The following is a 13808-nucleotide window of genomic DNA, read 5'->3' as shown; positions in this document are numbered from 1 at the left end:
TTTGCGCAGGATTCTTGGGGGGAAAGTCCTAGCTTCCTCTGTAGGTCGAATAGCTGTAAGGCGAGATCAGCAGCGGCACGTGGTAATGCTCCTGCTCGGCACTGATACCGAACCGCAGTACTACTACATCAAGGAAAGCCGGCTGTGGCAGTTGTACACCCCGGGCGCGGTAGTAATCGCCAGCGTGGAAATGCAGTTGGTAAACCCCGGAACGGTAGTCATCGCCCTGCAGCAGCGGCGCATCGCAACGGCCATCGCTGTTGGTCAGGGTGCTGGCGACCAACTCCAACTGCGCCCCTTCAACCCGATACAGCTCGACCTTGATAGCGCTGCCGGGGCAGCCGTGTGCGGCATCCAAAACGTGTGTAGTCAAACGTCCCATTGATTCTGCGTGCCTGACGCAACTGCTGCGCCCAGGCCTCGCGCCTCCCGGAGTCAGTGATTGAAAGAGGACCGCGGCGTTTCGACGGGTGAAAGGCTGCGGCGAGGTCATGATTAAGACATTTTTCAAAAAAATTGTACACAATAATAATCGCAAATATTCACTCGCGCACTGCCCCACCCGGGAGCCTGTGGATTGACCTCAACACCACAGCAACAGACGACTTGCCATCCATTAGCTGACCATCCAGGCAAGTTTCTTGCAGCTGTAGGCCATAGCGATAAAAGCAGAAAAATGCAAAAAATCAGGCTTACAAAGTGAATATAAACTTGTATACAATCAGCCCATCGCAGTGACGCTCACCTGGGTTACCGGCTTCAGGTTCCGCCACGCCACCCTTATCACGAATAAGAAGGAAGACTGCAGTGAGCGCTGACTACCCTCGCGACCTGATCGGTTATGGCTCTACCCCCCCTCATCCTCACTGGCCGGGCAATGCCCGTGTCGCCCTGTCCTTCGTGCTCAATTACGAAGAGGGCGGCGAGCGCAACATTCTTCATGGCGATAAGGAATCGGAAGCTTTCCTGTCGGAAATGGTTTCAGCGCAGCCGCTGCAGGGCGAGCGCAACATGAGCATGGAATCGCTGTACGAGTATGGCAGCCGCGCCGGCGTCTGGCGGATCCTCAAGCTGTTCAAGGAATTCGACATTCCGCTGACCATCTTTGCCGTAGCCATGGCCGCTCAGCGCCATCCGGACGTGATCCGCGCCATGGTCGAGGCTGGCCATGAGATCTGCAGCCACGGCTACCGCTGGATCGACTACCAGTACATGGACGAAGCCCAGGAACGCGAGCACATGCTCGAAGCGATCCGCATCCTTACCGAAATCACCGGTGAACGCCCCCTGGGCTGGTACACCGGTCGTACCGGCCCGAACACCCGGCGCCTGGTAATGGAGGAAGGCGGCTTCCTCTATGACTGCGACACCTACGACGACGACCTGCCCTACTGGGAACCCAACAATCCCACTGGCAAGGCGCATCTGGTCATCCCTTACACCCTGGATACCAACGACATGCGTTTCACCCAGGTCCAGGGCTTCAACAAGGGCGACGACTTCTTCCATTACCTCAAAGATGCCTTCGATGTGCTCTACGCCGAAGGTGCCGAAGCCCCGAAGATGCTTTCCATCGGCCTGCACTGTCGTCTGATCGGCCGCCCGGCCCGCCTGGCATCCCTCAAGCGCTTCATCGAATACGTCAAAGGTCACGAGCAGGTCTGGTTCACCCGTCGTGTCGATATCGCCCGCCACTGGCAACAGACCCATCCTTACCAGGGAGCGGCGCAATGACTGCTTTCCAGAGCCTCAAGCCATCGACCCTGAGCCGTGAGGCCTTCGTCGAGGCTTTCGCCGACATCTATGAACATTCGCCATGGGTCGCTGAAAGAGCCTACGACCTGGGGGTTGACGCCTCCGTCGACCAGATTGAAGGCCTGCACCAGCGCATGAGCGATATCCTGCTGAGCGCCGATCACGCCAGCCAGTTGGCACTGATCAACGCTCACCCGGACCTGGCCGGCAAAGCCGCCGTCCAGGGCCAGTTGACCGAAGCCAGCACCAACGAACAGGCTGGCGCCGGCATTCACCAATGCACAGCCGAAGAGTTCCAACGGTTCACCGAGCTGAACGATGCCTACAAGGCCAAGTTCAAGTTTCCCTTCATCATGGCGGTGAAAGGCAGCAACCGGCACCAGATCCTCGCAGCGTTCGAAACCCGTATCCACAACTCGGTGGACACCGAGTTCAAGTGCGCGCTGGCAGAGATCAACAAAATCGCATTGTTCAGATTGCTGACCCTGTAGCGACTCGCTCCTGAGGATAGCCCCGAGAATCTGGATACCTCCTGCTACTCCCGGTTCTGCGTGCATCCCCAGCCACCTATTTCAAGGCAGACAAGAAGAATGAAAGCTTACGCCGTCCCTTTCGAGAAGTTCGTCAACCTGGCCGACGCCCGCCTGGGCACCAAGATCATCTCGGTCACCGATGACTGGTTCGCTGACGCGAACCGCCTGTTCCAGCCAACCCCGGCTATATGGAAGGAAGGCGTGTTCGATGATAACGGCAAGTGGATGGATGGCTGGGAATCCCGTCGCAAGCGCTTCGAAGGTTACGACAGCGCAGTGATCCGCCTGGGCGTGCCGGGCTCGATCAAGGGCGTGGACATCGACACCTCATTCTTCACCGGCAACTTCCCGCCATCGGCATCTCTGGAGGCCTGTTTCCTGAGCGAAGGCGAACCTGGCGAAGACACCCAGTGGGTCGAAGTACTATCTGCTGTCGAGTTGCAAGGCGACAGCCATCACTACCACGAGATCAACAACGACCAGCCGTTCAGTCACCTGCGCTTCAACATCTATCCGGATGGCGGTGTAGCGCGTCTGCGGGTCTACGGCACGCCGTACCGCGACTGGTCGGCCATCGCTGACAACGAACAAGTCGACCTGGCTGCGGCTCTCAACGGTGGTCGTGCCCTGGCCTGCTCCGACGAACACTTCGGACGCATGGGCAACCTTCTCAATCCGGGTCGCGGGATCAACATGGGCGACGGCTGGGAAACTGCTCGTCGTCGCACTCCCGGCAATGACTGGGTGATCGTCGCTCTGGGCCACGCCGGCGAAATCGAGAAGATCATCGTCGATACCCTGCACTTCAAGGGCAACTACCCGGACAGCTGCTCGATCCAGGGCGCATTCGTCAAGGGCGGCACCGACAGCCAGATCGAAACCCAGAGCCTGTTCTGGCGTGAACTGCTGCCCAGCCAGAAGTTGGAAATGCACGCCGAGCACAGCTTTGCCGAGCAGATCAAAGCCCTGGGCCCGATCACTCATATCCGTCTGAACGTGTTTCCAGACGGAGGCGTCAGCCGCTTGCGCCTCCTGGGCAAGGTCGCGAAATAAGGTAGCCCCTCCATCGCAGGCAAACCCGCGTCTTTAGGAGCGAGTTGGCTCGCGATGACCGCAGAACAGACAAAACAAACTCAAGATAAGAAGAACAGCATGCGCACATTGATGATTGAACCCCTGAGCAAAGAAGCCTTCGCCCCTTTCGGTGACGTGATCGAAACCGATGGCAGTGATCACTTCATGATCAACAATGGTTCGACCATGCGCTTCCACCGCCTGGCGACGGTTGAAACCGCCCAGCCGGAGGACCAGGCGATCATCAGCATCTTCCGCGCCGACGCGCTGGAAATGCCGTTGACCATCCGCATGCTGGAACGCCATCCGCTGGGCAGCCAGGCCTTCATTCCGCTGCTCGGCAACCCCTTTCTGATCGTGGTCGCGCCACTTGGCGATGAACCTGTATCAGGCTTGGTCCGCGCCTTCGTCAGTAATGGCAGGCAGGGCATCAATTACCATCGCGGCGTCTGGCACCACCCGGTGCTGACGATCGAAAAGCGGGATGACTTCCTGGTGGTTGATCGCAGTGGCAAAGGCAATAACTGCGATGAGCATTTCTTCAAAGAGGATGAGTGTTTGATCCTCGCCCCCCACCAATAAGAGAAGGTCTGATCACCCGACAACAAGGGTGACAGGCAAGAGGTAAAGACTGTGGAAGCACATCTGTTGGAATGGCTCAACCTGAGCGTGCGTTGGGTACATATGATCACTGGTGTGGCCTGGATCGGCGCATCGTTCTACTTCGTCTGGCTGGAGAACAACCTCAATCGCGTCAACCCCAAGGACGGCCTGTCCGGCGACCTCTGGGCGATTCACGGTGGCGGTATCTATCACCTGGAAAAATACAAACTGGCCCCGCCCTCGATGCCGGAGAACCTGCACTGGTTCAAGTGGGAAGCCTACTTCACCTGGATGTCGGGGATTGCCCTGCTGTGCCTGGTGTTCTACTACAACCCGATGCTCTATCTGGTTGCCCCCGGCAGCGGCCTGACCGGTCCTGAAGGCGTGGCCATCGGTATCGGTGCATTGATCGCCGGCTGGTTCGTCTACGACTTCCTCTGCGATTCGCCATTGGGCAAGAAACCCGCCCTGCTCGGCTTCATCCTGTTCGTTCTGCTGATTGCCGCCGCTTACGGCTTCAGCAAAGTGTTCAGCGGCCGTGGCGCATACCTGCATGTGGGCGCCATCATCGGCACCATCATGGTGGGCAACGTGTTCCGCATCATCATGCCGGCCCAGCGCGCACTGGTGGCGGCGATCGCGGAAAACCGCACACCGGACCCAACCCTGCCGGCCAAGGGTCTGCTGCGTTCGCGTCACAACAACTACTTCACCCTGCCTGTGCTGTTCATCATGATCAGCAACCACTTCCCGAGCACCTACGGCAGCCAGTACAACTGGTTGATCCTGGCCGGGATCGCGGTCCTGGCGGTGTTGGTCCGTCACTACTTCAACACCCGGCATGACAGCCACAAGTTCGCCTGGACCCTGCCCGTTGCTGCATTGGGCATGATCTGCCTGGCCTACGTGACCGGCCCGACGCCAGCCCCCAGTGCCCCTGAAGTAGCCAAGGCCGCCGGCCAGATCGAGTACCAGCCTCTGCCGGAAACCGCCCTGGGCGGTGGCGCCAAACCTGCGGCGCCAGCCAGCGCAGAAGCCCCGGCGGCTCCAGCGGCTCCAGCGGCAAGTCCGGCACAAGCATCCAGCGCCGGTCCGGCCTTTGACAAGGTGCACAGTGTGATCCAGGAGCGCTGCGCGGTTTGCCATTCGGCCAAGCCCACCAGCCCCCTGTTCAGTGCCGCACCAGCCGGGGTGATGTTCGATACCCCTGAACAGATCCGCCTGCAAGCCGCACGTATCCAGGCCCAGGCAGTCACCAGTCAGATCATGCCTTTGGGCAACATCACGCAGATGACCCAACAGGAACGTGAACTGATCGGTGCCTGGATTGCCCAGGGGGCCCAGACCAACTGATCAGCGCCTGTCGCCAGGCCGATTCGCGAGCAAGCTCGCCCCTACAGAACCGGACTCATCTGTAGAGGCGGGCTTGCTTGCCATCAGCCGATCAAGATTTGCCTGCTACAGACACGTTGCGCACCAAGATGCAGCGGTTAAATCACAAGAATAAAAAAGACCCGAGGTATTGCATGTCCGATTCATCCGAACAGTGCGTCCCCGATGCGCCCGCCATTGCGCGCTTGCCTTTCCTGCAACTGATCCTGGTAGGACTGCAACACGTTCTGCTGATGTATGGCGGTGCAATTGCGGTACCGCTGATCATCGGACAGGCCGCGGGCCTGAGTCGTGAAGAAATCGCCTTCCTGATCAACGCCGACCTGCTGGTAGCGGGGATCGCCACCATCGTCCAGTCCTTCGGTATCGGCCCCATGGGCATTCGCATGCCAGTGATGATGGGGGCCAGCTTCGCCGCCGTGGGCAGCATGGTGGCCATGGCCGAGATGCCTGGCATCGGCCTGCAGGGGATCTTCGGCGCCACCATTGCCGCAGGGTTCTTCGGCATGCTGATTGCGCCCTTCATGTCCAAGGTGGTGCGCTTCTTCCCGCCTCTGGTCACTGGGACGGTCATCACCTCGATCGGTCTGTCACTGTTTCCAGTGGCGGTGAACTGGGCCGGCGGCGGCAGCGCTGCCGCGCAATTCGGGTCCCCCATCTATCTGGCTATCGCCGCGCTGGTGCTGGGCACTATCTTGCTGATCCATCGCTTCATGCGGGGCTTCTGGGTCAATATTTCCGTGCTGATCGGCATGGGGCTGGGCTACGTACTCTGCGGTCTGATCGGCATGGTGGACCTCAGCGGCATGGCCCAGGCACCCTGGCTGCAGATCGTCACCCCGCTGCACTTCGGCATGCCCGAGTTCCATCTTGCCCCCATCCTGTCCATGTGCCTGGTGGTGGTGATCATCTTCGTCGAGTCCACCGGGATGTTCCTGGCCCTGGGCAAGATCACCGGCCAGGACGTCACTCCGCGCATGCTGCGTCGCGGTCTGCTCTGTGATGCCGGTGCGTCCTTCTTCGCCGGCTTCCTCAATACCTTTACCCACTCCTCCTTCGCCCAGAACATCGGCCTGGTGCAAATGACCGGAGTTCGCTGCCGTTCCGTGACCATCGTGGCCGGAGGCCTGCTGATCGTCCTCAGCCTGCTGCCCAAGGCGGCCTTCCTGGTGGCTTCGATTCCTCCGGCGGTGCTGGGCGGCGCAGCGATTGCGATGTTCGGCATGGTGGCGGCTACCGGAATCAAGATTCTCCAGGAGGCCGATATCGCCGACCGGCGCAATCAGTTGCTGGTGGCCGTGAGCATCGGCATGGGCCTGATCCCCGTGGTGCGTCCCGAATTCTTTGCCCACCTGCCCCTTTGGATGAGCCCCATCACCCACAGTGGCATCGCCATGGCGACCTTGAGCGCCTTGCTGTTGAACCTGCTGTTCAACATCCTCGGTGGCACCGAACGGGCCGCCGGCAATGCCCGGGAAGCGCATCAGCACTGAGTGGCAACCGGGGCGTCAAATTGGCGCCCCGAGCCTGGTTTTACCGTTCATGCTTGACTGCAGCGACTGCCCGGACCATGGCCGCCCCTGCCCAAAACACGCTGCGCCTTGAAAATAAAAACAAACAGGGAGCAACCATCATGCAGCCTGCACAGGCTAACCCCACCCTGACCGCTGGACGGTCATTGGCGCCCCGAAATGCCTCGAGTTGCCGGCGGCCTTCGCTCTGCTATTGCCTGCCGTCGCCGAGGCCTTGCTGAAATGATCGGCAAGCCTGCCCCAAAGTGGCTGCAAGTGCTCTGTTGCGGAGCACTTGAGCCCTGCCGTGGGAGCCAGTATTCTCCGCGGCCACGCAAATTCGGTCTAAAAAAAAGCCCGGATGAAAAACCTGACCTGAAGGCCAACTTATCCCGGTCCAGACAGGTAACAAGGCGCACGAAATCAATGTTGGAAATACTCTCGGACGACTGTATCTATACAGCCGGACGGGAGTTTTTTGCTTTTTTTCGGCCTTGGCTCAGCTCTTGCTAACAGCAACAAAGCTGACCGATCGGATGGTTTTTTACAGCAAAGAAAAAAGGCGCCAAACCAGAGCGCCGAGCCAAAAAAAACGTGGAACTACCTACTTTGGGAGCAACCGAATGAAACCGATGTGCACACGCCTGATGCTGGCTGCCGGCCTGCTGGCCGGGGGGCAGGCCATGGCTGGCGACCTGCTGCAATGGCAGAACAACAGCCTGACTTACTTGTACGGCAAGAACTTCGAGGTCAACCCGCAGATTCAACAGACGGTGACGTTCGAGCACGCCGACGCCTGGAAGTACGGGGACAACTTCTTTTTCCTCGACCGGATCTTCTACAACGGCAAGAAAGACGGCAACGTCGGCCCGGACACTTATTACGGCGAGTTCAGCCCACGCCTGTCGTTCGGCAAGATCTTTGACCAGAAGTTTGAGTTCGGTCCGATCAAGGATGTGCTGCTGGCCTTCACTTACGAATTCGGCGAAGGCGATAACGAGTCCTACCTGATAGGTCCGGGTTTCGATCTGGCAGTGCCGGGCTTCGACTACTTCCAGCTGAACTTCTACCAGCGCCACACCGAGGGCAGCCGCCCGGGTGACAACGTCTGGCAGATCACCCCAGTGTGGTCCTACACCATTCCCGTGGGCCGCTCGGACATCCTGATCGACGGTTTCATGGACTGGGTGGTGGACAACGACCAGAACGCCAAGGGCACCTACCACGCCAACCTACACTTCAACCCACAGGTCAAATACGACCTGGGCAAGGCACTGAACTGGGGCGCCAAGCAACTGTACGTCGGTTTCGAGTACGACTACTGGAAGAACAAGTACGGCATCGAGGATTCGCGCAACTTCGAGACCAACCAGGACACCGCCAGCCTGTTGGTCAAGTACCACTTCTGATACTCCGTGAGACGGCCGGCCCTCATGTTTCGATGAGCGCCGGCCACTCAGGCTGATGGGACAGCGCGATGCTACCTATCAGGCAAGACGTGATCCGGAGTCCCGCCAGAATGCCGGATCGGCACTCTTGAGCCGTTCCACCGCATTGTGGATATGGCTCAGCGCTGCCTGCCGCGCCCCTTCGACATCACGAGCGGCAATGGCCCCATAGACCGCGAAATGCTCATCGCGCACCGAATGCGCCAGATCCCGGCGCCGCTCCTCGTTGGAACGGGTAATGCGGATCGCCTCCTTGATGAACTGGGCAATGAACTCATGCAATGAGGGATACAGCGGATTGCCGGTGGCCTGGGAAATCGACAAGTGAAAGGCCAGGTCCTGCTCCACGCCGTCCTGGCCGGCCTGCTCGGCCACATCGATGGCCAGCAGCGCCTGGTGGATCGCCTGCAGTTGCTCGGGGGTGTGCCGCTGCGCCGCCAGCGCCGCCGCCTCGCCCTCGATACCACGTCGCAACTCAGTGACTCGGAGCACGGCCTCAATCGACCCGCGTACATCCAGATCGATAGTGAAGGCCTTGATATGCGCGCCCTCACTGACCACGGTGCCGCTACCTTGGCGCACCTCCACCAGCCCGGCCGACTTCAAGCGCGAAATCGCCTCGCGGATGACTGTGCGACTGACACCGAAGCGCTCGCACATGACCGGCTCGGTGGGCAGCCGCGAACCGGGCAGGGCCTCGCCACTGGCGATATGTGACTTGAGTGCCGCGGTCACTTGATCCGCCAGGGTGCCCTTGGCCGCATCCTTGAGCGTCGCCATGGAATCGACGGCGAGGGAAGAGTTGTCAGGCTTGGACATGGGTATCTCTGTATTCAAAGTGACTAACGGTACTGCATTTCATGCACGCCGTCCCGCTCGGTGTCGGGCTATTGAATTCGTATGATGTATTATGATATCTAAGACAGCTCAGCAAGTCCGATAAAAACAAAATCACCCAAATACAAGAAACAAGGATGGGTAAAGACATGACTGAATCACTGTCGCAAACTGCCGCCCGCTCCCCCACCGCCTCGTTTGAAGACCTGGCCTATCGCAAAGTCGCCTGGCGCATCCTGCCGTTGCTGTTGCTGTGCTACCTGGTGGCCTATCTGGATCGGGTCAACGTCGGCTTCGCCAAGTTGCAGATGTCCGAAGACCTGCAATTTTCCGAAGCGGTCTACGGCCTGGGCGCGGGGATCTTCTTCATCGCCTACTTTCTGGTGGAAATTCCCAGCAACCTGATCCTGCATCGGGTCGGTGCGCGCCTGTGGATCGCTCGCATCATGATCAGCTGGGGCATCATTTCCTCGTGCATGGCGTTCGTCAGCACCCCCACCTCCTTCTATGTCATGCGCTTTCTGCTGGGCATCGCCGAAGCCGGGTTCTATCCCGGTGTCATCCTGTATCTGTCCTATTGGTTCCCCTCCAACCGCCGCGGCAAGATGTACGCACTGTTCGCCACCGCAGTACCACTTTCGGGCTTGATTGGTGCACCTCTATCCGGTTGGATCATGAGCGCCCTCAATGGCCACCAGGGCTTCGCGGGGTGGCAATGGATGTTCTTCCTCGAAGGCCTGCCTTCGATTCTGGTGGGCGGCCTGGTGATCTATTGCCTCAGCGACCGTATCGCCGACGCCGGCTGGCTGACCCGCGAAGAAAAAAGCCTGCTGCAGACCCGGATCGAGGCCGAGACCGACGGCCACCAGGTTCACAGCGTCAGGCAAGTGTTCGGGCAACCCCGGATCTGGCTGCTGACCGCCATCTACTTCTGCATGATCGCCGGCTTCTACACCGTTGGTTTCTGGCTGCCCTCGCTGATTCGCCAGGCCGGGGTCAGCGACGTGTTCGAGGTCGGCATGCTCACGGCGATCCCCTATGCCGCTGCAGCGCTGACCATGGTGCTGATCTCCCGCAGCGCCGACCGCTTGCGCGAACGCCGCTGGCATTTGGCGCTGACCGCCGTACTTGGCGGTATCGGCTTGATGATTTCCGCCACCTGGAGCGACAACTTCACGGTATCGATGATCGGCCTGACCCTGGGTGCCATGGGCGCTTTCAGCACCCTGCCGCTGTTCTGGAGCCTGCCCACGGCCTTTCTCGGCGGCACGGCGGCCGCCGCCGGCATTGCCCTGATCAACTCCTGGGGCAACCTCGCCGGTTTCGTCTCGCCCTACCTGATGGGTTTTCTCAAGGACCTGACCCAAAGCACCACCATCGGCATGTACGTCATGGCCAGCGCGTTGTTCATCGGCGCCCTGCTGGTCTTCAAGATCCCCGGAAAACTCGTCAATCGCTGAACAGTTGGAGCCACTCATGAATATTCTTGTTACCGGCGCGGCCGGCTTTCTCGGACGGCGGCTGATCGAAGCCTTGCTGCAACGGGGCACACTCACCGACCGTCACGGCCAATTGCAACCCATCAAGCGCATTACCGCATTCGACCGGGAACCCCTGCAGGGCCTCGATGACCCACGGGTGCAGGTCAAAGGCGGAGACATTACCGATGAACAGGTGCTGGCCAAACTGATCGACGCCGACACCGATAGCATCTTTCATCTGGCCGCCGTGGTCTCCAGCCAGGCGGAAGGCGATTTCGAACTGGGCATGCGGGTCAACTTCAGCGCCACCCAAGGTCTGCTGGAACGGGCGCGCCAGCTGGGCTCCTGCCCAAAGTGGGTGATGACCAGTTCTGTGGCCGTCTTCGGTGGGCAACTGCCGGATAACGTAGACGATGATCAGGTCTGGGCTCCGCAAAGCTCCTATGGAACCCAGAAAGCCATGAATGACCTGCTGCTCGCCGATTACAGCCGACGCGGCTTCGTCGATGGCCGCAGCCTGCGCATGCCAACCATCGTGGTGCGGCCAGGCAAACCGAACCTGGCGGCGTCCAGCTTCGCCAGCGGTATCATCCGAGAACCCCTCAGCGGCCAGGCCAGCGTCTGCCCGGTGCCCCTGGATACCCGACTCTGGTTGATGTCTCCCGCCCAGGCCATTGCCAACATGATCCATGGCCATGAACTGGCCGCGCAGCACTTGAGTCAGGGCCGAGTGATCAACATGCCCGGCCTGTCGCTGACCGTGGCGCAGATGATCGACGCGCTGCGGGAAGTGGCGGGCGACGAGGTTGCCCAGCGTATTCAGCTACGCCCGGATGCCAACATCGAACGCATCGTCGGCTCCTGGCCGGGAGCGTTCAGTGCCGGATATGCCCGCGAACTGGGCTTCACCGCGGACGAGGATTTTGTCGGTGTGATCCGCCAGTTCATCCAGGATTACCTGCCTGACTGACCTCAAGCTGCGAAGGCCCCGGGCTCATCGGCTGGGTCCGGGCCTCAACCCTTCAGGCCCAGAAACCGCGCCAACTCCTCGCCCTTGGCCAGGGCGTCGCTGCGCCCCAGTTCGATCAGCTCGCTGCAATACGCCGCCTCGAACAGCAAATAGCTCAGGACCCCGGCACCACTGGTCCGAGTGGCCCCCGGCCCCCGCAGGAACAAGCGCAATGCTGCTGGCAACTCCTGCCGATGCCTTGCCGCGATCTCGTCGATCGGCTGACTCGGGGCGATCACCAGCACTTCCACCGGAGCAATACCCAAGCCACGATCCGCCGAACTTCCGGGTAACAGCCGACTGAAATGATTGAGCCGTTCCAGCAGTTCGATATCGCTTTCCAGGCTGTCAATGAAGGTGCTGTTGAGCATATGGCCACCGATCTGCGCCAGAGTCGGCTGCTGCCCGGTATAAGCACGCTGCAGGGTGGCGTCCGGATCGTTGCCCCGCGGGTTGCCACTGACCCCCACTACCAGCACGCGGCTGGCGCCCAGATGCAACGCCGGGCTGATGGGCGCCGACTGGCGCACAGCACCGTCGCCGAAATACTCCTGGTCGAGCTTCACTGGCGCGAACAGCAAGGGGATCGCCGCACTGGCCAGCAGGTGGTCCACCGTCAGATGCGTGGGAACGCCGATGCGCCGATGACGCAGCCAGGGATCGATCACCCCGCCACCTTGATAAAAAGTCACCGCCTGTCCGGATTCGTAGCCGAAGGCCGTCACCGCTACCGCATGTAACTGCCCTTGGGAAATGGCCTGATTGATGCCCGAAAGATGCATGTGCTGATTAAGCAGCTCGCGCAGCGGCGAGTTGTTGATCAGCGCCACTGGCACCTGTGCACCAAGCCCCAACAGACTGTGGCCGACAAAACGACTGGCCTGGCGAATCACTCCCGGCCAATCGCTGCGCATCACCTGATCGCTGCGGAAGCTGCGCCAGAATGCCGTGAGACGCTCGATGGCGGCGGGAAAGTCCGTGGCCCCACTGGCCAGACTGACCGCATTGATGGCCCCGGCAGAAGTGCCGACGATCACCGGGAACGGATTGCGCGCGCCGGGCCCCAGCAGCTCGGCAATCGCCGCCAGCACGCCCACCTGATAGGCGGCACGGGCACCGCCGCCGGAAAGAATCAAACCTGTGATCGGTTGCGCAACACTCATCAACTCACTCCATCCGTGGCGCACAAGATCCGGCAATCAATGCCAGGCGGTCAACCGCGCTTCTTGTAGAGCTTGGGCTCGCCCGGCGGCCGACTCTTGAAGCGTCGATGGGCCCAGAGGTACTGCTCGGGACAGGCGCGCAACGCACTTTCCACCCACTGGTTGATCCGCAGGCAATCCTCTTCTTCAGTGGCACCGGGAAAATCTGTCAGGGGTGCATGAATCACCAGGCGATAGCCACTGCCATCGGCCAGGCGCTCCTGGGTGAAAGGCACGACCAGTGCCTTGCCCAGGCGGGCGAACTTGCTGGTGGCGGTCACGGTAGCCGCCTGGATGCCGAACAGCGGCACGAACAGGCTCTGCTTGGCGCCGTAGTCCTGGTCCGGTGCATACCAGATGGCCCGACCGGAGCGCAGCAGCTTGAGCATGCCGCGCACGTCCTCTCGCTCCACGGCCAGGGAATCCAGGTTGTGCCGCTCGCGGCCACGACGCTGAATGAAATCGAACAGCGGGTTCTTGTGTTCGCGGTACATGCCGTCGATGGTGTGCAGCTGACCCAGCAGCGCCGCGCCAATTTCCAGGGTGGTGAAGTGCAGGGCCATGAGAATCACCCCATGACCTTCGCGTTGGGCCTGTTTGAGGTGCTCCAGCCCTTCGACATGGGCCAGGCGCGCCAGGCGCTGCCTGGACCACCACCAACTCATGGCCATTTCGAAGAAGGCGATCCCGGTGGAGGCGAAGTTCTCCTTGAGCAGGCGCTTGCGCTCCGCGGCGGATTTTTCCGGGAAACACAGCTCCAGATTGCGTCGGGCGATAGACCGTCGATCGCCGGCCACTCGATACATCAGCGCCCCCAGGGCACGGCCGATTTGCAGGAGCGCAGGATAGGGCAGCTGGACGATCAGCCATAACACGCCAAGCCCCAGCCACAGCGGCCAGAAACGTGGAGACAAGAATGCAGCTCGAAAACGCGGGCGATCCATTACAGATTCCGGGACAGAC

At 60.5% G+C, this 13808-nt stretch carries 13 protein-coding genes; 9 read left to right on the top strand and 4 right to left on the bottom strand.

The window, feature by feature from the left end; all coding sequences use genetic code 11:
• Positions 1-28: 28 nt before the first annotated feature.
• Positions 29-382 (bottom strand): hydroxyisourate hydrolase, encoded by a 354-nt coding sequence (uraH, locus tag FW796_RS08860; protein WP_221811274.1) that lies wholly within the window; start codon positions 380-382, stop codon positions 29-31.
• Between the two features lie 425 nt (positions 383-807).
• Here uraH and puuE point away from each other — a divergent pair, with 425 nt between their 5' ends.
• The 7 genes from puuE (at position 808) to FW796_RS08825 (ending at position 8277) form a co-directional block, all read left to right on the top strand.
• Entirely contained in the window at positions 808-1734 is a 927-nt protein-coding gene (gene puuE / locus FW796_RS08855; protein WP_346632240.1) for an allantoinase PuuE, read from the top strand.
• Positions 1731-2246, top strand: coding sequence for a 2-oxo-4-hydroxy-4-carboxy-5-ureidoimidazoline decarboxylase (gene uraD, locus FW796_RS08850; protein ID WP_102860803.1), 516 nt, complete (start codon positions 1731-1733; stop codon positions 2244-2246). The genes puuE and uraD overlap by 4 nt, the downstream gene beginning before the upstream one ends.
• Positions 2247-2345: 99 nt before the next feature.
• Positions 2346-3341, top strand: coding sequence for an allantoicase (gene alc / locus FW796_RS08845; RefSeq protein WP_346632241.1), 996 nt, complete (start codon positions 2346-2348; stop codon positions 3339-3341).
• Between the two features lie 99 nt (positions 3342-3440).
• Entirely contained in the window at positions 3441-3944 is a 504-nt protein-coding gene (locus FW796_RS08840) for an ureidoglycolate lyase (RefSeq protein ID WP_102880511.1), read from the top strand.
• Positions 3945-3995: 51 nt separating this feature from the next.
• Entirely contained in the window at positions 3996-5318 is a 1323-nt protein-coding gene (locus FW796_RS08835; protein ID WP_346632242.1) for a urate hydroxylase PuuD, read from the top strand.
• Positions 5319-5491: 173 nt separating this feature from the next.
• Complete coding sequence (locus tag FW796_RS08830) at positions 5492-6850, top strand: nucleobase:cation symporter-2 family protein (protein ID WP_346632243.1); 1359 nt, start codon at positions 5492-5494, stop codon at positions 6848-6850.
• Between the two features lie 641 nt (positions 6851-7491).
• Positions 7492-8277 (top strand): outer membrane protein OmpK, encoded by a 786-nt coding sequence (locus FW796_RS08825; RefSeq protein WP_346632244.1) that lies wholly within the window; start codon positions 7492-7494, stop codon positions 8275-8277.
• 78 nt (positions 8278-8355) lie between these two features.
• On the opposite strand, the gene FW796_RS08820 is transcribed toward FW796_RS08825, so the two are convergent.
• Positions 8356-9135: a FadR/GntR family transcriptional regulator gene (locus FW796_RS08820; protein ID WP_446439251.1), complete on the bottom strand. Its 780-nt coding sequence runs from the start codon at positions 9133-9135 to the stop codon at positions 8356-8358.
• A 167-nt stretch (positions 9136-9302) separates the two neighbouring features.
• Here FW796_RS08820 and FW796_RS08815 point away from each other — a divergent pair, with 167 nt between their 5' ends.
• Both FW796_RS08815 and denD read left to right on the top strand, forming a co-directional pair.
• The gene (locus FW796_RS08815; RefSeq protein WP_346632245.1) at positions 9303-10613 is read left to right on the top strand and encodes an MFS transporter; all 1311 of its coding nucleotides are present in this window, start codon (positions 9303-9305) and stop codon (positions 10611-10613) included.
• Between the two features lie 16 nt (positions 10614-10629).
• On the top strand, positions 10630-11604 hold the full coding sequence (gene denD, locus FW796_RS08810; RefSeq protein WP_404937477.1) for a D-erythronate dehydrogenase: 975 nt from the start codon (positions 10630-10632) through the stop codon (positions 11602-11604).
• Positions 11605-11648: 44 nt separating this feature from the next.
• Here denD and FW796_RS08805 read toward each other — a convergent pair whose 3' ends face one another.
• Together FW796_RS08805 and FW796_RS08800 are read right to left on the bottom strand one after the other, a co-directional pair.
• Positions 11649-12806: a patatin-like phospholipase family protein gene (locus FW796_RS08805; protein ID WP_346632247.1), complete on the bottom strand. Its 1158-nt coding sequence runs from the start codon at positions 12804-12806 to the stop codon at positions 11649-11651.
• Positions 12807-12856: 50 nt separating this feature from the next.
• Entirely contained in the window at positions 12857-13789 is a 933-nt protein-coding gene (locus tag FW796_RS08800) for a lipid A biosynthesis lauroyl acyltransferase (RefSeq protein WP_346632248.1), read from the bottom strand.
• Positions 13790-13808: the final 19 nt, after the last annotated feature.

Source organism: Pseudomonas sp. 910_21, assembly GCF_052850735.1.
Note: the sequence above shows the minus strand (reverse complement) of the source record. Positions and strands in the feature narration are given on the sequence as shown.